The sequence below is a fragment of the Lactiplantibacillus plajomi genome, from assembly GCF_005405405.1.
In the GTDB taxonomy this organism is placed as follows: domain Bacteria; phylum Bacillota; class Bacilli; order Lactobacillales; family Lactobacillaceae; genus Lactiplantibacillus; species Lactiplantibacillus plajomi.
This window is the reverse complement of the sequence record NZ_BJDZ01000024.1, coordinates 16,975-35,406: the sequence shown is the minus strand read 5'-3', so window position 1 is coordinate 35,406 and position 18,432 is coordinate 16,975. Positions and strand designations below refer to the sequence as shown.

Sequence of the window (18,432 nt, the reverse complement as noted above, 5' to 3'; positions counted from 1 at the left end):
CCTCCAAGCTAACAAATTTACATATGAATATCTGATAGTTTCAATGATTGTTCACTGTTCGTTCCATTCTGGTTTCTATTAGCAATTAAATTAATTTTTTTTCGATCTGGCTTAAAAGCATCATTGCCAGTGATAACATTTTCAATAAACAGTCTTAAATCAGCTTGTTGCCGAATTCGTTGTCCCGGTCGAAACTTATCAGGATCAACTGCAAAGCCACGCTTTTTCTCGTACTCTTCAACATCACTTTCCGTAAAACCAATAGGTTTATCAAGCAACAAATAATCATAAAAAACAGAGGAGTAATCCGTAAGTAACCCATCACTTAAATTCAAAAGCCGATATAAATCCATACCACTTTTTTCAAACTCACTATTACTCATCAATACTAAATTTTTCCAGCCAGCGTGATCTATTTCCGAAACATCTTGCATCGGATGCAATTTAACAATAACTTTGACATCCTTCTCCTGCAAATAATCATTAAAATGAGCCAATTCTGAGTCTGCTAGAAAAGGCAAAATAGAGTCTTGTTTTGTATCCGTTTGACCGAGTCGTTTAGATTGCCGAAAAGTCGGCAACCAAACGAGGATTTTTTTAAAATCACCTAACGCATAATTCGCTTTCGGCTCATAAAATACATCTGTTCTAGGATGTCCACAAATTGCAACATGATTTCTGTCAACGTTAAATTTGCGCGCGACGATTGGTACGAAATAAGGTGAACTGGCATAAACATAAGTGTAGAATGAGTTTGCATTAGCGCCCGTTTGAGTCTGATTTTGTGCAAATCCTTTAAATGAAGTGCCGTGCCACATTTGGATAACCTTCTGTTTACGAGTTGCACTAATTGGAAGTTTACCAAAACAATAAAACACATGAGTAGTTCGCAAATACGCAAAAATACCACTAAAAGGTCGTGTAAAAACAACATTTTTAGGAGCACTACCCGTAAATTTTTGATAGCCCTTTACTGCACAAATAATCTGATACTTTTCATTGTAATTATGCTGAATTAAGTAGTCATATAGATACTTCACATTATCTCTAAATCCCAGGTCAGAATATAAAAGTATTTTCTGATCATTTTTAGGAATAAATTGATTAACACCCGAAATCCCTTTAAATACGGAGCCAATCAGTAAATTTTTTAAAAACACATTCTTAATCAATTTATTAACCTACCCATCGATTCGATCATTTTTAACAATTCGCATACCAGTTGAACTAACTCCCTGAGTTCTTGGTAAAAAGACTACTTCAACATCTTGCTTGGCAAGATCCTTAACGGTTTGTTCCCATCGTGGATCACCTTTCCAATCATCGCCAATAAAGATAGCATCAAAATTATATTTTTCTAACTGTTTCGTTTTATCGAGCGTGTCAGCAATTACGGCGTGATCTACAGCTTTAATATTAGCCACGATCTTTTCCCGATTATCTTCAGACACAACCGGCACCTTGCCCTTATAAGCCTTAACCAGCTCATCTGCATTAACCCCGACAGTCAATGAATCACATTGTGCCTTTGCATTATTAATCAGATTCAAGTGACCAACATGGAACATGTCGAACACCCCCTGTGTGTAGCCCCTCTTAAATTTCCGCATGATTATTTACCAGTCCTCACTAATAGTTTTCGCTAAAATAAATCATCAACCATATTTTGAAGTGACTTATTAAAACGGCTGTTATTACTCTCCAGCGAGCCGTTTAATTTAGAAATTTCACTTTCATAATTATGAATTGTTGGCCCTAGATTATCAATGTTCTCAACAACTAAGATATTTTTTTGCCGTGTTGCAACTTGCCTAGCAAAATCAAGTTGATGATTATTTACATGTTCATTGAAGGCCTTCAAGCGTGGAACTACTATCGGAACTTTTTGAACTTGTAATGGCATAATGAAGCTGGAAGGTCCACCATGAGTAATCACAATTCTTGCGTCTTTTACCAATTGTTGCATCTCATCGTGTCCAAAAAATTTACTATGTTCACAATTATTTGGTTTATAGTCAGAATAACCAGTTTGAATAACCACATCATCACCAAATAATTCATCGCGTTTTAATTCGTCGATTTTTTTAATAAGTCGATTAAATGGTTGTTCGTGAGTCCCTACAGTTACAAATATCATCGTAATTCTCCTAAAAAATACTTCCCAAATTAATGGCCTTATGGTAAATCTTTTTCATATCTTCCCATTCTACTATAAAGCGATTCGTAATCGGGTAAACCAGCTTTCCCGTTATAGTCGGCTTATCAATCCGGTCAAACACTTCAATATAGATTAGCTTAGCCCCAAAGAGCTTCCCAATGTAGAAAAAAGGTACCGCTACGGCTGCCCCTGAAGAAATAATTAAATCGGGACGTTCCTTTCTAATTACTTTAAGCGCAAGGAACGTATTTTTAATTAGCGCTTTAATACTTCTGTTTGTTGGGTAATAACACGAATACATTTTTTCACGCTTCAATTGGCTACGTGCATCTGCCTTATCAAAGGTTACCCAAAATCGATCTTTATCTTTCAAAAAGGGTTTTAACATCGTTAAATGGGTTAGATGCCCCCCGCTAGACCCAACTAAACAAACCTTTAACTTTTCCAAAACGACCCCTTCAACTTTCTTAGAAATATTATTCATTTAATTAACTAAACGAATGCGTGATTACACTACCTATTTATGTCCGGAATTATCCATAACGTTAAGAGTTTATCACAATTATTATCTTTTTCAAAATTGAATATTACAATCGTTATTTTTTAACATAACCATTAAAAATACATTGGCTTATCCTAGAAATCTAGCTATAAAAACTCCAAAGACAATTTTAAGATTTAAATCCACCATAAAGAGCACCTATACCCTTCAACTGGATATAGGTGCTCACAAAGTCGTATCTTTCTAATTATTGAAAAACTTAAAGTGTTCGATTAATATTTACATACCCCAAAACTGGGGTGCCTGCTTGCCTGAACTGTTGATAAGCACGAAACACTTTCTTCTTTTCTGTAACGTCAGGTTTGACCACTAAAATACAGCCATCAACATTTCGAGATAGGTTCTCCAACGACTCAATCTTGGGTAACGATGCAGTATTGATCAATATATGGTCAAAGCGATTTTTAGCCGAATTCAGCAGACTATCAAACCTTGGATCATTCAACAAACTCGATTGGCTTTCGTTACCAGTATTACCTGATACGATTACTTCGACAGGCATAGTCGTAGATAACTTTGAACACATTTGCGCTTCCGTAATACTTGTATCAGCAATATATTCCGCTAACCCAGACTTTGGTTCTAACTTAAAAGCACTGGCAATTCTAGTATTACTAAAATCGGTATCTACGATTAAAACTGACTCACCCGCACGGCCATACATTAATCCCATATTGACTAACAGTGTTTGCTGTGCTGCAGTATCATCAACTGATGCGAACATTATCGACTTTGCATCTTGATTAAGCCGTTGCAAATTGGTATTAATCTGACGAATTACATTCTTAATTTCATCCATGGTCACGTCACCTATTTCACCCTATTAGTTTCGACATCCATGGATCCCAGTTCTGGAATACCGTAAACATCACTAATATATCGATTGTCTTCAACAGCTCCAACGAATACCATCTTTCTTAGTAAAAACAGTGCCGCACCTAAAGCTCCCAACAAGAATCCAATCAATCCGACCTTAAATAGCTGTACCTTTAAGTGGAATACTACCGGCTTACTGTTAATATTCATAATCGATACGTTTGCCCGGGGAAGTGACTTTTTAACATTCCGGGCAAAAGCTTTAGTTACTGTCGTTATTAAATATTTCGAAAACGCTTTTTTTGAGCTCACCACTGTCAGCGTTACTTGAGTAGTGGTTGAACTAGCAGTAGAGGCCGACACCTGATAATCTTCTCCATACGTTTGGTTACGCCATTTAGACTCACCAACGGCTTTTTTTACCTGCTTTTCAAATGAGCTCGATTTGACGTAATTAGGAAATAGCCGAACGACCACGTAATTATTGTCATTCTGAACAAGTGCGCTATTTGCACTATATTTAATACCTGGAGTAATCAACGATATCCCCATACCGATAAAGGCAAAAATCGCACCAGTAATAATTATAACGACTAAATAACGTTTAAAAAATCTTGTAATGGCCTTACCATTAACCTCGTATATAGAATCCATCATATCCTCCACCATTGGCGTCTGCTAATTTTGTTTAAAAGTTACGTATCACATGGTACACAATCCTGATAAACAAAGCAATACACGTTTAATGTTGGAAGATTAAAAAACTAATTAATTCCAAAGAAAGCATTCATAAATACCGCCGCACAAGCCGCCCCAACAAATGGTGCGATCCCTGGTACGATAATCCCGTATTGCCAATCGCTATCAGCTTTGTTTTCAATTGGTAAAATCGCGTGAGCAATCCGCGGGCCCATGTCCCGGGCAAGGTTCATGGCGAATCCGGTCGGTCCACCTAGTCCCATCCCGATGGCCCAGACAAGTAACCCAACCCCAATCGGTAAGATACCCGGCGTCTTCACCTGAGAAATGGCTAAAATTCCAGAAATAAAAATAAAGGTATCAAAAAATTCGACGAAGAAGTTCCGGGGTAAGTTCCGAACGGCCGGTGCCGTTGAGAACAGGTTCCGAATGGTAATTGGAGAAATTTCACCAGCTGACGCTGCAAAGTGGTCGGCGTACATGATCCAGACAATCACGGCACCAACAACCCCACCCAAGACTTCGGCAACGGAATACGGAATGAACAGTGCCCAGGAAATATTTCCTAAAATACACTGCGCCAGCACCATTGCTGGGTTAATACTAACATCACCAAAAATGAACAAGGCAATGGTAATCCCAAAACCCCAAGTGGTAATTGCAAAAATATGGCCGGATCCACGGTACTTGGTTCCCTTCAGAACCTCACTACAATGAACTCCGACACCAAAAATAATCATCAAGGCGGTTCCCATGAACTCTGCCAAAAGCTGATGAATCACGACGTTCTCCTCCTGTGGCGTTCGCGACGCCCGTTTATTAGTTGAAATAGGCACCTGAACTTTCAGAAAGTAACGGACCATTTTTCACATGTTATCCATTATACACAAAAAAAGAACTAATGAAATGGAATTTGTAAAAATGTTCCGATTTTACCTGATTTTTTCATTCTTGCCAAGGATAATGTCCTGAAACAGCCGATTATGGTCAATTATTTGCGTAAATTAGTCAGTCCCCGTTTCAAGCGGCGCATCACCCGCGGTGACTTGGGTTTAATGGTGTGTTCGAACCATTCCTGGACGGTTGCATTGACCACGCCCCCGAACATCAGTAAGATGCCCGAAAAGTTCAACCAGAACATTAGGACAATCAGACTACCAATTGTTTGATAAGTCGTCACCCGTTTTGCAAATAACTCGATGTAAATCCGAAATCCCTGTGAAATTACAATCCAACCGATCGTCGTGACCAACGCTCCCGGCCAAACGTAGCGTAACCGAACCTGGGCATTCGGCACGAAGTAGTATAACAATAGTGCCCCGAGAAACATCCCAATGAAGGTAATCAAGTTCTTGTTGTCCAGCAACTGGCGCCACCACATTGGCAGAAAGGATTGCGATGTGTGCGTTAAAGCCAACAGTGTGTCCATGATCACCTGACTAAGTGTGAAAAACATGGCCATTGCCACGATGAGGAGTAGTAACCCAAGCGTGAGCAAAAATGCAATCAAGCGGGTAACAATCGCACCCTGCGCATTATCGACACCGTAGGCCTCATTAAGGCTCCGGCGAACCGCCGCAATGATTTTGGACGCCGACCAAATCGTCACAATAATCCCAATTGACAGACTGCTACTACTGCCACTCGACAAGAAGGACACTAAGATTGGTTTAAACGTTTGGTAAACGTTACTCGGCATCACCTCTTGCACGTAAGCTAGAATCTGCCCGGTTTTTAAGTTAAACCGCGCCACGATGTTCCCAACAATCAAAATAATTGGCGCAATTGACATCAACGCGTAGTAGGCCAGCACAATGGCGTTATTACTCACATTGGCCTGGCTATAGCGGCGAATAATGATTGCCAACCATTTATTTGTTTTTGGAAAACGGTTTTTAAGGTTCATGAGTTAATCTCCAATAGTTATCTAATAAGTTTAATTATACATGGCCTGCAACTAGAAAACATCCTACACGCAAATATGATAAGCTATAAGCATAGAAAATAATGGGGAGACTACCACGCATGAAAACAATGTGTCTAATTGTTCCTTGCTATAATGAGGAACCGACCGTTCCACTCTTCTTTGACACGGTCGAAAAAGTTTTTGCAGACAATCGTGACACCTTCAGCGATATTAACCACGAGTACCTCTTTATCAACGATGGCTCTAGTGACGGGACCCTTGCTGAGTTTCGGAAACTTCATGAACGCTTTCCGGAAACAGTCCACTATATTTCCTTCTCCCGGAACTTCGGCAAGGAGGCGGGACTCGCCGCCGGGCTACAACACGCCACTGGCGATTACATCGCGGTAATGGACGTTGATCTTCAAGATCCACCACAGTTACTACCTAAAATGTTGACCACGCTAGAAAGCGGCGACTACGATTGTGTCGGTACAATGCGCGAAGATCGCAAAGGTGAGCCACCGATTCGTTCATTTTTCTCACGCTCATTTTACGCGCTAATTAACCGTATTTCAAAAGTCCAAATTATTCCGAACGCCCGCGATTACCGCTTAATGACCCGCCAAATGGTTGACGCCATCCTGGAACTACCAGAATATAATCGTTTTTCTAAGGGAATTTTCAACTGGGTCGGCTTTCGAACCACTTACCTTAAATTTGAAAACGCGCCGCGGGCAGCTGGTGAAACCCACTGGTCCTTTTGGCAATTATTTAATTACTCAATTGAGGCCATCGTTGACTTTTCAGACGTTCCTTTAAAGATTGCAACCTTCTTGGGAAGCCTGCTGTCCTTCATTTCTGTGATTAGCATTTTCATTGTTATTATCCGTAAAATTATTTGGGGCAACAGCGTTGGTGGTTGGGCCTCGATGGTAACGATTATGCTGTTCATCGGTGGGGTTCAACTTTTCTGTCTGGGTATTATTGGTAATTATATCGGCAAAATTTATTTGGAAACCAAGCACCGACCGCAATACATCGTTCAAGAAAAGAAGTAACTCAGTTTACATGTCATTTTCATCAACACAAAAAGGCACAACCAACTCCGGGGACGGAGGCCGGTTGCGCCTTTTTTATTCCACGTCAATGTTGGAATAACCACTATGTCGGGGACTATCTTACAACGCTTTTCATAATTTGTAAATATATTTAATTATTATATTTTATATGTGATTATAAATTGCATCGAGAATGTATTCAGCGGCATGCCCGTCACCGTACGGATTTTTAGCTTCAGCCATCCGCTGGTATTCACCGTGGTCATCTAATAATTGATTCATCGCCGCCGTGACCTTGGCGCCATCCGTCCCGACCAGTTTCAGAGTCCCCGCATCGACTCCTTCAGGCCGTTCCGTTGTATCGCGCAAGACCAGGACCGGTTTATTCAGCGACGGCGCTTCTTCCTGAACCCCGCCAGAATCGGTCATAATGAAGTAACTGCGGGCTGCCATGTTATGAAAATCTAACACGTCCAACGGTTCAATCAGGTGAATCCGGTCCTGATGACCTAAGATCCGGTGCGCCACTTCTTGCACGGCCGGACTCAGGTGCACCGGATAAACGACTTCCACGTCCGGATGGTGGCGCACCACGTCCTTGATCGCGTTAAAAACCGTTTCCATTGGCGCCCCTTGATTTTCGCGCCGATGCATTGTGAGTAGAATCATGCGGTGGCCCGGTTCAATCAACGACAACGCTTCATGTTGGTAGTCTTTCGAAACGGTCTGGTGTAGCGCATCAATTGCCGTATTCCCCGTAATGGTAATGTTAGCGTCCGGGTGATGTTCTTGCAGTAAGTTTTGGCGGCTGAGTTCAGTCGGCGCAAAGTACATGTCGGCTAAGACATCCGTCAATTGCCGATTCATTTCTTCGGGATACGGCGAATATTTATTCCAAGTCCGCAGACCGGCCTCAACGTGCCCCACCGGAATCTGGTGATAGAATGCACTGACACTGGCGGCAAAGGTCGTCGTGGTATCGCCGTGCACCAACACAATAGCGGGACGCACTTCTTCCATAATGGCATCCAGCTTCGTTAGCACCCGGCTGGTAATACCGGCTAACGTCTGATTGGGCTGCATGATATTCAAATCATAGTCCGGTTTAATTTTAAAAATTTCCAAGACCTGATCGAGCATTTCACGGTGCTGAGCCGTGACGACCGTGACCGGCTCAAAGCGCTCCTGCTGCTGCAGTTGCAACACAATCGGAGCCATCTTGATTGCTTCCGGGCGGGTGCCAAAAATCGTCATTACTTTAATTGGTTTTACCATACCTTTAATCACCTACATTTTCTAATTACTATTAGCTTCATCATACCGTTTACGGTTAAACCTGGCTACTTAAGAATAATAAGAATTACGCTTTCTTTAAAAGCTAAAACGGGGTCGTCCGTTTCAAAATTGCCAGAATTTGGTAGGCCACCTGGTTATCACCGGTAAAGGTCCCCTGATTTTCGAACAGTACTAACGCAATTTTACCGTCACGACTGCCCATATAATAAGTATGGAACTGATTATCATTACCACCGACCCGGATATCGCCATTTGGCTGATAATAGACGCCCCCCCGAATAACGGGGCGTGAAATTGCTAGTCAATTCGCGCAACCCGGCTTGGCCGACTAGTTTGCCCTGCTGTAAGCTCAGCATAAAGCGGTAGTAATCCCCCACACTCATATAGAGACTACCACAGCCAAGCTCGCTGGACTGGAGTGGCTTTGAAATGAGCGTTGCCGCCGAAAAACCGTTACTTAACCGGTAAGCATCCGGATCGACCACGTTGCCGGGAATCTGGTTATACGCAAAAGTGTGCTTTAAACCCAAGGGGGCAATGATGGTCCGCCGTAACATCGTCATGTAGGACCGGTGACTCACCTGCCGTATCACCCCCGCCAGCAACGTGAAGTTGGCATTGGTGTAAAAATAGGCGTGGTCCCCCGTTGACCGGAGGTTCCGTAACGTAAAGTCGATTTGGGCCGTCTCCGTGGGTAACACGACCTGAGGTTGCGGTTCAGCCATCCGAATACCGGAACGGTGGTCTAATAACTGGCGAATGGTGATTTTTCGTGCGTACGGGATTTGTGGGTAAAAACGGCTCAACGGCGTCGTCATCTTAAGCTTATACTGGTTGATCAACTGTTGAATAACCGTGGCAGTCAACGCCTTTTGTAGCGAAGCCAGCGGGTAGGCCTCATTGGGTTGATTCCGAGTCTGCGTTGCTAAATCGGCATACCCGTACGTTTTGATGCGCACTCCCGCTGCTCCGTTAGTTGTTAATAATAGCGTCCCCATAATTTGATGACTTTTCACCAATTGATCGATTTGTTTTAGTGCCTGCGCCTCGGTTAACAACCCCGTCACAGTTTTGTGCGTTCGACTATCGACTGACTGAGACGGACTTTTCCGGTGCACCGGTGGGAGGCGCCGCTTATGCACGTTAACCGGTACTGCCGTCGCCTCGTCATTGACCGCGTAGCGCCCCCATCCCAATAAGAACACAACTAAAGCTAACATCACCGCGACAAAACCGTCGCGCCAGCATCTTTTCATTTGCGACTCCCCCAATCACGTTTCTTAGCGTACTTGGTGTGGGGGAGAAATGCACGGATACACACGCTAATGTTAGTCATCCGAACCAAATTCGGTTACCTTGATAGCTGTGGGATACAACATAATCACTAAAATAGCATTGAAAATTAGTGATTTTAACTCGTGCATTTTCCGAACGAAACCAGTAGACTAAAATCACAAAGTTAACTTATACATGGAAGGATGATTAATTTGAGCAAAGCGACTGACTATTTGCAACACGTATACGCGGTGGTTCAACATCGTGATCCAAACCAAACCGAGTTTTTGGAAGCCGTTCACGATTTCTTGGAAACGATGACCCCCGTTTTCGAACAGCATCCTGAATACATCGAAGCCAACATTTTGGAACGGCTGACCGAGCCCGAACGCGTTATCCAATTCCGGGTACCATGGTTAGACGACCAGGGGTACGCCCAAGTCAACCGGGGGTTCCGGGTACAATTCAACTCGGCAATCGGCCCGTACAAAGGTGGGCTACGGCTACACCCTTCCGTTAACCTGAGCATCGTTAAATTCTTAGGCTTTGAACAAATCTTTAAGAACTCCCTGACCGGGTTACCGATTGGTGGCGGTAAGGGTGGTTCCGACTTTGATCCTAAGGGCAAGTCCGACAACGAAATCATGCGCTTTTGCCAAAGCTTCATGACTGAACTCAGCAAATACATCGGTTTGGATACCGACGTTCCCGCTGGTGATATTGGCGTTGGTGGCCGTGAAATTGGCTTCCTGTACGGTCAATACAAGCGGCTCCGTGGTGCTGACCGCGGGGTATTAACCGGTAAGGGTCTCAGCTACGGTGGCTCACTCGCCCGGACTGAAGCGACCGGTTACGGCTTGGCTTACTACACCGATGAAATGTTGAAAGCTCACAAGCAGACCTTTGCCGACAAACGGGTCGCCATTTCCGGCGCCGGTAACGTTGCCATCTACGCCATCCAAAAGGTGGAACAACTAGGTGGTAAGGTCATCAGCTGTTCCGATTCAAACGGCTACGTGATTGATGAAAACGGCATCGACTTTAAAGTCGTTAAGCAGATTAAGGAAGTTGAACGCGGACGCATTAAGGAATACGCCGACCGCGTTGACAGCGCGACCTACCACGAAGGTTCCGTTTGGACGGCGAACGTTGCTTACGACATTGCGCTACCTTGCGCAACTCAAAACGAAATCGATGGCGCCAAGGCGCAAACGATTATCGCTAACGGCGCCAAGGTCGTTGCGGAAGGTGCAAACATGCCAAGTAATCCGGATGCAATTGCTGCGTACAAAGCAGCAAAGGTGCTCTACGGTCCGGCAAAAGCTGCCAATGCCGGCGGGGTTGCCGTTTCCGCCCTCGAAATGAGCCAAAACAGCATGCGGTTAAGCTGGTCCTTCGATGAAGTCGACGGTCGCTTAAAGAAGATCATGCAAAATATCTTCGCAAATTCCGTTGCCGCTGCTGACCAATACGGTGTCAGTGGTGATTACCTGAGTGGTGCAAACATCGCCGGCTTTACTAAGGTCGCGGATGCAATGTTGGCACAGGGATTAGTTTAATTAGATCCAATTAAAGCATAATAAATGGCATGACTAAGACACCCTTGTAGTCTTGGTCATGCCATTTTTATACTCAATTTTATATTAAACTTTCCCTTCCGGATAACCCGTATGCGCCACCAATTCTTTATAAGTCGCGTGCAACGTTTTGGCGGCCACGTGCCAGCCGACTTTCAGGAGTGGAATCAAATGTAGCGGATCTTCCACGGCAATGCCGTGCTGATGCGCAAATTTAAAGATGGCCGGTAAGACTTCCATATCCGAATTGGCAAAATAGAAATTGCCTGCATCCGTGAGTACAAAGATGGTCGCTCGAAACGCGTGCCGTGGATCCAGCCCTTCCGTCGCGTGCCAGCGAATCGCCCCGATTTGAATACACCGAATTTGACTCAGTGGCATTTCACCTAAATTGCGTTGTTCCGGTGACCATAAAATCATCACCTTACTAGGCGTCAATTCCACTACCGCGTGCCGCTCACTGCGCGTCCCTGAAAGCCGCCGCAACCAATTACTTTCTCGTGCCGGTTCCGGATACTCACGCCCCTGAATTTCAAAATGGAACGGGACGATACACTTTTGCGCCCGGTCAATTGCCCGGTAATGCCCCGCAATCTGATGGTTTTTAAAAATTGAAGCCGTTGGTTTAAACATCCTGATCACTCCCCTCGTTACCGAAACCCGGGTTCCGGTAACTGATCCGTACGAACACCCCACCAGTTACCAACCGTAACCGGTGCTCGTCTTCATTATAGCACCCGAAATAGCGCTTTCAAAATTCATGCCAACCGTAAAAAAAAGCCCACCACAATGGTAGGCTCAGTCTGCTTAGTCGTTGCTTTCATTAGGTTCCGTGTCGCCAAAGTCCGCTGGCATAATTGCAAAGTTGCTAGCTTCAGTTGAAAGTAAGGCGGCGTAGGCCCGAACCTTTGCGGATAAGGCCGGAATGATGGCCCCGTTCAAGTTGTTGACCATTTCTTGTTCGTCGTCTTCAACCTTTTTGTTGTCGGCCTGACGTTCGATAATACCAACCATTTCCCCGCTTAAGCGTACAATTGCAAAAACGGTGGCGCTTAAATCGTACATTTCTTCTTTGTAGGTGACGTTTAATTGGGCTTGAACCACGTCGTCACCAAACGTCTTCTTAACGTCTGGATTAGCGGTCGTGTAACTGAATTGACCTTGACCCGGTTCATCCTTACTTTCATCACGATCGTAAACAATGGTAAAGTGTAAATCTTGAATTGCTGAGTTTAAAATTTCAATATTCATTACCGAAAACCCCTTTTATATAATATCTTCACCATAAAGGAAAATGACTTAAAATACAATCACATTTACGTGCTTTTCGTTAAAGTTTTTGTTAACGCTAAGTAAAGCTTTACTTGCTAGAATTGACGTCGCCCGCCCTTCCCCGTAAACTTATAGCAAAGATTGGGGGAGTCTTAATGAAAAAGAACCGGTTACTGACAGCCATCATGGTCGTAACGTTAGCCGTTGGTTTGGGATTACCAACAACCGACGCTCAGGCAATGCGCCTACGATCGACCACGTCCTTCTTACGTTTACGGGTCAAAAAACGCCGACCAGCAAAACGTAAACACGTCAAAAAAAACGTTAAAAAAAGCCACCGCCGAACGGCCCGTCACCATTAAAAATGCAGCCTAACGTTCAAAAGTGCATTTAATTTATAAAACGGATTACCGTTGTTTATAATTAAGGTAGAAAATGGAGGTGGATATTATGCCAAGTCGTTACCTGCACATCCTAGCACCCGTTGATAGTTCCGAAGCCGCCCAGACGGCCTTTACCGAAGCCGTGAACATTGCCCAACGTCACAATGCCACGCTAACGGCGCTCTACGTTGTCGATGATAGCGCCTACCACACGCCCGCATTAGATCCTCTCCTAAGTGAACTGTTGGATGCCGAGGCCGCCCATGCTAAAGCGGCCATGGCCAAACGCCAAGCATTCGTCGCCACCACCACGGTCAGTGATTTTCAGATAGAGATCACTTACGGGTCACCTAAGTACGCGATTCAAGACTACGCTGCTAAGCACCCAGATATAGATTTAATGGTGCTGGGCGCAACCGGCGCGGACTCACCTAACCGGCTGGCCGTTGGGTCGACAACTAGTTTTCTAGTTGACCAGGCACCGTGCAACGTGCTGGTAATTCGTTGATTGTGACACTAGGCTCCCGGATAATTCCGGGAGTTTTTTTATTTCTCATCAAAGTTTTACCCACCGACCACTTTAAAACAGTTATGATAATGACATCAGCGTATTCCAGCTTTATACAAACGGGAGGCTAACAAAAATGCGTAAACAGCCACGGCACCTCGGGTTAATCGTCTTAGGCTTTGGCCTGAGCGTTCTGGGTACCTCACTACTCTTCTTAGGAATCGACCGCTCCGACGCAAGTATCGGGTCGCAACAGCTGTTTCAAACTAATTTGCTGAAGTCACCCCGACTGCGGGCGGTGAATGGCGGGTTAGTGGCAAAACCGCCGCTCCGAACGGCGCCAAAATTATTGCGTTGGGCGATAACGACGTCGCAACCGTCGCCAGCCACTTAGATAACCCGATTCGCTGGGCGCGGGTGCGCAACGGCCACTTTCAGGCTGCAATCGACGCCTACCACGCCGTTGCCGACCACGACTACCAGGCTGGCCGAACCATTCCGGTAACGGTCGTTGCCGTGACTAATTATTCAGCCGCACCGTACAACCTCCTACCAGCTGCTTTACGCGATCAACTGCAACAATTCGGGCCCCAACAGCTCGTGCTCACGAAACTGCTGGCAAAAGCCTGCTGGACGACTTATCACGAGTACCAGTGAGTTTACATAGCACCACCGTTTGACCAAAAGCTTATGTCACTAAAAGGTGCAACAACTTTCGGAGGAACTCATGATGCACAAATTACTCACACTCGGGATAACCATTTTAACTGGGAGCACGCTGGCGGCTTGTGGCAATACGAAGCAAGCCCCATCGAAGGCCAGCCAAGCCACAACGAGCTCAAAGCAGCAGTCTGGCGGTATTAGCCTGGCCAACTACGAGACAATCAAGGTGGCACTTCCCAACCTTGGTTCTGCGACTAGTGAAGCAGAAGTTAAAAAGCTGCTCGGTAAACCCGACCAAGAAACCAAAACCACCGTCACCGGGTTAGACCAACAAGCGACCCAGTACGGTTGGACCAACGTCGGGAAGGGGCTAACTGGGGCAACCGTCACCGTTAGCATTTACGATGGTAAAGCCGTTGCCAAGGGATACGCCAACGCCTCCCTAACAACAAACTCAAAGATCACCGCTAGCTCATTGAGCGCCATCAAAACTGGTACGAGTCTGGATACTGTCAAAGCCAAGCTGGGTAAGCCTAACGGCGAGGTGCTTTCAGGAGCGGGCGCGTTGAGCTCACAGCTACTAACTTACACCAATATTAAGGGCGAAAAAGCGGGCGCTAGCGTCTCCTTTACATTTACCGCTAACAAGCTCGTTTCAATGACGAAGACCGGGTTTAACTAACCCGCCGTTTAACGCGCAGCACAGTTGCTTCTCAACTCAATTAAGATTAATTAAAACCGATGATTAGGTCACCCAAGTGGTGTACCTGATCATCGGTTTATTTTTGATAAGCCCCCCTAAATAAATGGGTAGCACTAAGAAGTTATCCATAACGTAAAAACCGCTTCATATCAACGCTCTGCGTCGGTACGAAACGATTCTACTAGTAACGAAGTATCCCCCACTACCATTTAAACTAATTCACACTTATTACGAGAAATGGAAAAAAAGAGACCAGCAAAGCCCTTGTGGCTCTATGCTCGATAGACGGTTTGGTGCACAACTTGGTGCACCAAACGTCCAAAAAAGCCTAATGTGCACCAAATATGCACCAAAATATCGTTTTATATTGTTTCTGAGCGTTTCGCTTAAAATAAAAACCGCTTCGTATCAACGCTCTGCGTCGGTACGAAACGATTCTACTGGTATATTCAAATGACCCCACCCGGACTCGAACCGGGATCAACCGCTTAGGAGGCGGGTGCCCTATCCAGTTGTGCTATGGGGCCAAAAAACAATCCGTAAAATATCATCTCACGGATCGTTCGATTTGGCAAACCGTTATTCGCCGTAACGGTCGCGATTCTTTTTACGCATCCCTTTTTTCTTCGAGTGCTTCTTGTGACCCTTGCGTTTCTTCACAGCCTTAGCCGGTTGAATCACCCGCTCAGCAGTCGTTTCCGTGCGTCTAACCTTATCGGGATGTCCGGAACGGGCGACACGGTGCCGGTTGCCTAACGGTTCACCAGCGTCGTCAGCGTGATCGAATGCTAACGGTGGGACGATCCGGTCCGGTTTCGTATCCACCACTTGATAATCAACCAAATAAGCACGCTTAAGCTCATAAGCCGTATCGGCCATAATTTTCTTAAAGTCGCGCAAATCGTGGTCGTCACCTAGTGTCAAGACGAGGCCGTCCGCTCCCATCCGACCGGTCCGCCCACTGCGGTGAATGTAGGTCGTGACGTCTTTCGGTAACTGGTAATTGATGACCGCCGGTAGCTGTGGCACGTCGAGTCCGCGGGCCGCTAAGTCGGTCGTGAGCAACAACGCCACCTTGCCCTGCCGAAATAGCCGCAACGCCTTTTCACGTTCAACCTGGCGCTGGTTACTCGTCAGCGCCACGAAGCTAGCGTGTTGGTGGCGTAACTCGATGGCCACGTGTTGAAGCAACTGCATCTTGTTAAAGAAGACCAGTGCCCGTAAGTGGTCGACCCGGCTAATTTTTTTCAGGAGTTCGACGCGGTGGCGGTTACCAACTTCCATCATGCGGTGGCGAACCACGCCCTGTGTCTGATCAATTGCCCGCACGTCGATTTTTTCAACCGGCCGCCCGAACCAGCGCGGCAAGTCGTCCAAAATCTTCGTTTCGGTGGCTGAGAAGAACGCTAGCTGCAACGTTTCCGCAAAGGTGGCGTCTAAAATCGACCGAATCTGGTCGAGGGTCTCATCCGTTAACAGTTCGTCGGCTTCATCCACGATCATCATCTTGAGGTGGCCCAGCTTGAGCTTACCATCACCGACCAGGTTCATTACCCGGCCCGGGGTTGCCACGATCACTTCCGGCCGTTTCTTAAGCTTTTCGAGCTGCCGCTTAACGTTGGCGCCCCCGGTAATGGCGAGGACTTTCACGTCGACCAGTTGCGCCCAATCGCGAACCACGTTGGTCGTTTGCATCGCCAACTCTTGCGACGGCGCTAAGATCAACGCCTGAATACCTTCGCCGGGCCGCACCTTTTCTAAGATAGGCCAAGTGAAAGCCAGCGTCTTACCGGAACCGGTCGGCGCTAACCCAAGAATCGACTGCCCATCCGCTAACGGTTCGGCAACCGCCGTTTGAATCGGTGACGGCTCGGTAAAGCCTTCAGTTGCAAATTTTGTTTTAAATACGTCTAACATAGTGCCTCGTTTCTATTTAGCAGCACTGTCCCGTTCGTCATCCGAGAAATAGACGTGACCGGACTGCCGTAAATTAAATAATAGTTTGTTTACGTTGCGACTGAGTTGCCGCCATGCTTGATATTCTGCGTGGTAAGTCGTCGGGTCGTTGATTACCTTGGCGAAGTCCTTGGCTTCCGCTAACATCGGGTTGTCGTCGGGTTGAACGCCAATGTTGTGGGGCTTGCCATCATTATCTTGGTACGTGACCCGGGCTAATTCCGCGGCGTTATCCATCACGATGGTGTCACGTAAACCGTTGATTTCTGACGGCAGCGCGGAGTTACTGGTTTTGCCAATATTCAGAGTGACCGTGAAGGTTGGGTAACGTAAAATGGCAACGCCTTTCCCATCGACCCCGGTTGATAACATCGTCGGGTAGTAGGCAACTTCATCGGGCATCCCGAACCAGCCGACCGCGTCGTACACCACGTAGACGCCCAAATCTTGTAGGGCGCCACCGGCAAACTTCGGTGAGAAAATATTCGGTTCCTGCCCAGAACGGACCGCGTCAAAGCGGGAGGAATACTTCATGTAGGTTAAAGTGGCACCCTGAATTAATTCCATTTGGCTAATTTGATCCTGAACCCGCTTAAAGTTAACCTCGTGAATTTGACGGGCCGCTTCAAACAGCAATACGTCCGGGTGAGCTGCTAAACACTCGTCTAACTGTTCAAACAACGCCTGGTTGGCCATGGCCGGTTTTTCCACGATCACGTGCTTACCGTGTTCGACCGCCAGCTTAGCCTGTTCAAAGTGCAGGCTATTCGGTGACGCGATGTAAACCGCGTCGAAGTCGCCGTGACTAAAGAAATCGGCTAAGTCTGTGAACGTCGAAGCCGCGTGGTTTTTAGTCGCAAAGGCGCTGGCCGTTTCGGCGTGACGGGAATAAACGGTTGTCAGCTGCCATTCACCGGAAGCCGTCGCTGCATCCACAAATTGCTGGGTAATCCAGTTCGTCCCAATAATCCCTAATTTTAACATGTTCGTACCCCTCTCATTGATGAAGCCAAGCCTAACTGGTTCCGCTTACTAATAGCTTTATTTTACCAGTTTTCCGTAATCAACTTAGGAATAACGCCCGTTTTTATAAAATTTAATTAGCGGTCAAAAAAAGGACCCCATGCGTAAACGAACCGGGGCCCTTCTGACGGTCCTAACCAACAGCGTTGATCAGGCACCTAATTTTATATCGAATTATTGAGGAACAACGTTAGTAGCTTGTGGGCCACGATCGCTTTGTTCTTCGTCAAAGGTAACTTTTTGACCTTCTTCTAAGGTCTTGAAACCGTCAACTTGGATAGCTGAGAAGTGAACAAATACATCGTTGCCATCTTCACCAGTAATAAATCCGAAACCTTTATCAGCATTAAACCATTTTACAGTACCATTCTTCATGTATACAAATCCTCCTAGGATTACAAACCAAAAGTAACAAAACTATGTTATCAACACCTAAAAGAGTCTGTTAAGGTAGCACACAAAGGGCACTTCTGAACTTCTGTTAAATGCTAATCACAAGTACTAGGTTAACATACTCCCCCAAAAAAGAACAGTAAAACCAGTCAACTTTTCAAAAGATTGTCGAATTATCTCA

At 45.7% G+C, this 18,432-nt stretch carries 22 protein-coding genes and 1 tRNA gene; 7 read left to right on the top strand and 16 right to left on the bottom strand.

Annotation, left to right across the window (positions count from 1 at the left end):
* Positions 1-17 precede the first annotated feature (17 nt).
* The 8 genes from FFM82_RS10080 to FFM82_RS10045 form a co-directional block, all read right to left on the bottom strand.
* The gene (locus tag FFM82_RS10080) at positions 18-1,172 is read right to left on the bottom strand and encodes a CDP-glycerol glycerophosphotransferase family protein (RefSeq protein ID WP_137645710.1); all 1,155 of its coding nucleotides are present in this window, start codon (positions 1,170-1,172) and stop codon (positions 18-20) included.
* 9 nt (positions 1,173-1,181) lie between these two features.
* The gene (locus FFM82_RS10075; protein WP_137645709.1) at positions 1,182-1,610 is read right to left on the bottom strand and encodes an FAD synthase family protein; all 429 of its coding nucleotides are present in this window, start codon (positions 1,608-1,610) and stop codon (positions 1,182-1,184) included.
* Between the two features lie 32 nt (positions 1,611-1,642).
* Positions 1,643-2,137 (bottom strand): glycosyltransferase, encoded by a 495-nt coding sequence (locus FFM82_RS10070; RefSeq protein ID WP_137645708.1) that lies wholly within the window; start codon positions 2,135-2,137, stop codon positions 1,643-1,645.
* Between the two features lie 10 nt (positions 2,138-2,147).
* Positions 2,148-2,642 (bottom strand): PssD/Cps14F family polysaccharide biosynthesis glycosyltransferase, encoded by a 495-nt coding sequence (gene pssD, locus FFM82_RS10065; RefSeq protein WP_137645707.1) that lies wholly within the window; start codon positions 2,640-2,642, stop codon positions 2,148-2,150.
* Positions 2,643-2,919: 277 nt separating this feature from the next.
* On the bottom strand, positions 2,920-3,519 hold the full coding sequence (locus FFM82_RS10060; RefSeq protein WP_137645706.1) for a P-loop NTPase family protein: 600 nt from the start codon (positions 3,517-3,519) through the stop codon (positions 2,920-2,922).
* An 11-nt stretch (positions 3,520-3,530) separates the two neighbouring features.
* Positions 3,531-4,190 carry a hypothetical protein gene (locus FFM82_RS10055; protein ID WP_137645705.1) on the bottom strand — a complete coding sequence of 220 codons (660 nt, stop codon included), beginning with the start codon at positions 4,188-4,190 and terminating at the stop codon, positions 3,531-3,533.
* A 110-nt stretch (positions 4,191-4,300) separates the two neighbouring features.
* Positions 4,301-5,017 (bottom strand): D/L-lactic acid transporter LarD, encoded by a 717-nt coding sequence (gene larD, locus FFM82_RS10050; RefSeq protein WP_137645704.1) that lies wholly within the window; start codon positions 5,015-5,017, stop codon positions 4,301-4,303.
* A 209-nt stretch (positions 5,018-5,226) separates the two neighbouring features.
* Complete coding sequence (locus FFM82_RS10045; RefSeq protein ID WP_137645703.1) at positions 5,227-6,141, bottom strand: YihY/virulence factor BrkB family protein; 915 nt, start codon at positions 6,139-6,141, stop codon at positions 5,227-5,229.
* 119 nt (positions 6,142-6,260) lie between these two features.
* Between FFM82_RS10045 and FFM82_RS10040 the strand changes: the two genes are divergently transcribed.
* Positions 6,261-7,202 carry a glycosyltransferase family 2 protein gene (locus tag FFM82_RS10040; protein ID WP_137645702.1) on the top strand — a complete coding sequence of 314 codons (942 nt, stop codon included), beginning with the start codon at positions 6,261-6,263 and terminating at the stop codon, positions 7,200-7,202.
* 165 nt (positions 7,203-7,367) lie between these two features.
* Here FFM82_RS10040 and wecB read toward each other — a convergent pair whose 3' ends face one another.
* Together wecB and FFM82_RS10030 are read right to left on the bottom strand one after the other, a co-directional pair.
* Entirely contained in the window at positions 7,368-8,477 is a 1,110-nt protein-coding gene (gene wecB, locus FFM82_RS10035; RefSeq protein WP_137645701.1) for a non-hydrolyzing UDP-N-acetylglucosamine 2-epimerase, read from the bottom strand.
* 248 nt (positions 8,478-8,725) lie between these two features.
* Positions 8,726-9,754, bottom strand: a complete 1,029-nt coding sequence (locus tag FFM82_RS10030; RefSeq protein ID WP_225425680.1) for a serine hydrolase domain-containing protein — start codon at positions 9,752-9,754, stop codon at positions 8,726-8,728.
* A 222-nt stretch (positions 9,755-9,976) separates the two neighbouring features.
* Between FFM82_RS10030 and gdhA the strand changes: the two genes are divergently transcribed.
* The gene (gdhA, locus tag FFM82_RS10025) at positions 9,977-11,332 is read left to right on the top strand and encodes an NADP-specific glutamate dehydrogenase (RefSeq protein WP_174795695.1); all 1,356 of its coding nucleotides are present in this window, start codon (positions 9,977-9,979) and stop codon (positions 11,330-11,332) included.
* Between the two features lie 84 nt (positions 11,333-11,416).
* Here gdhA and FFM82_RS10020 read toward each other — a convergent pair whose 3' ends face one another.
* Both FFM82_RS10020 and FFM82_RS10015 read right to left on the bottom strand, forming a co-directional pair.
* On the bottom strand, positions 11,417-11,983 hold the full coding sequence (locus tag FFM82_RS10020) for a hypothetical protein (RefSeq protein ID WP_137645699.1): 567 nt from the start codon (positions 11,981-11,983) through the stop codon (positions 11,417-11,419).
* A 174-nt stretch (positions 11,984-12,157) separates the two neighbouring features.
* Positions 12,158-12,601, bottom strand: coding sequence for a hypothetical protein (locus tag FFM82_RS10015; protein ID WP_137645698.1), 444 nt, complete (start codon positions 12,599-12,601; stop codon positions 12,158-12,160).
* Between the two features lie 176 nt (positions 12,602-12,777).
* Here FFM82_RS10015 and FFM82_RS10010 point away from each other — a divergent pair, with 176 nt between their 5' ends.
* The 5 genes from FFM82_RS10010 to FFM82_RS09990 all read left to right on the top strand — a co-directional run bounded on the left by FFM82_RS10010 (position 12,778) and on the right by FFM82_RS09990 (position 14,858).
* Positions 12,778-12,984: a hypothetical protein gene (locus FFM82_RS10010; protein ID WP_137645697.1), complete on the top strand. Its 207-nt coding sequence runs from the start codon at positions 12,778-12,780 to the stop codon at positions 12,982-12,984.
* An 88-nt stretch (positions 12,985-13,072) separates the two neighbouring features.
* Entirely contained in the window at positions 13,073-13,513 is a 441-nt protein-coding gene (locus tag FFM82_RS10005; RefSeq protein ID WP_137645696.1) for a universal stress protein, read from the top strand.
* Between the two features lie 136 nt (positions 13,514-13,649).
* Entirely contained in the window at positions 13,650-13,907 is a 258-nt protein-coding gene (locus FFM82_RS10000) for a hypothetical protein (protein ID WP_137645695.1), read from the top strand.
* On the top strand, positions 13,868-14,170 hold the full coding sequence (locus FFM82_RS09995; RefSeq protein ID WP_137645694.1) for a hypothetical protein: 303 nt from the start codon (positions 13,868-13,870) through the stop codon (positions 14,168-14,170). The genes FFM82_RS10000 and FFM82_RS09995 overlap by 40 nt, the downstream gene beginning before the upstream one ends.
* 73 nt (positions 14,171-14,243) lie before the next feature.
* Positions 14,244-14,858, top strand: coding sequence for a DUF3862 domain-containing protein (locus FFM82_RS09990; protein ID WP_170178273.1), 615 nt, complete (start codon positions 14,244-14,246; stop codon positions 14,856-14,858).
* A gap of 475 nt (positions 14,859-15,333) precedes the next feature.
* Here FFM82_RS09990 and FFM82_RS09980 read toward each other — a convergent pair.
* The 4 genes from FFM82_RS09980 to FFM82_RS09965 form a co-directional block, all read right to left on the bottom strand.
* Positions 15,334-15,406: transfer RNA gene (locus tag FFM82_RS09980), tRNA-Arg, on the bottom strand.
* 52 nt (positions 15,407-15,458) lie between these two features.
* A complete protein-coding gene (locus FFM82_RS09975) occupies positions 15,459-16,796 on the bottom strand; it encodes a DEAD/DEAH box helicase (RefSeq protein ID WP_137645692.1) in 1,338 nt (445 codons plus the stop codon).
* A gap of 12 nt (positions 16,797-16,808) precedes the next feature.
* Complete coding sequence (locus FFM82_RS09970) at positions 16,809-17,819, bottom strand: Gfo/Idh/MocA family protein (protein ID WP_137645691.1); 1,011 nt, start codon at positions 17,817-17,819, stop codon at positions 16,809-16,811.
* A gap of 213 nt (positions 17,820-18,032) precedes the next feature.
* The gene (locus FFM82_RS09965) at positions 18,033-18,233 is read right to left on the bottom strand and encodes a cold-shock protein (RefSeq protein ID WP_125072881.1); all 201 of its coding nucleotides are present in this window, start codon (positions 18,231-18,233) and stop codon (positions 18,033-18,035) included.
* Positions 18,234-18,432: the final 199 nt, after the last annotated feature.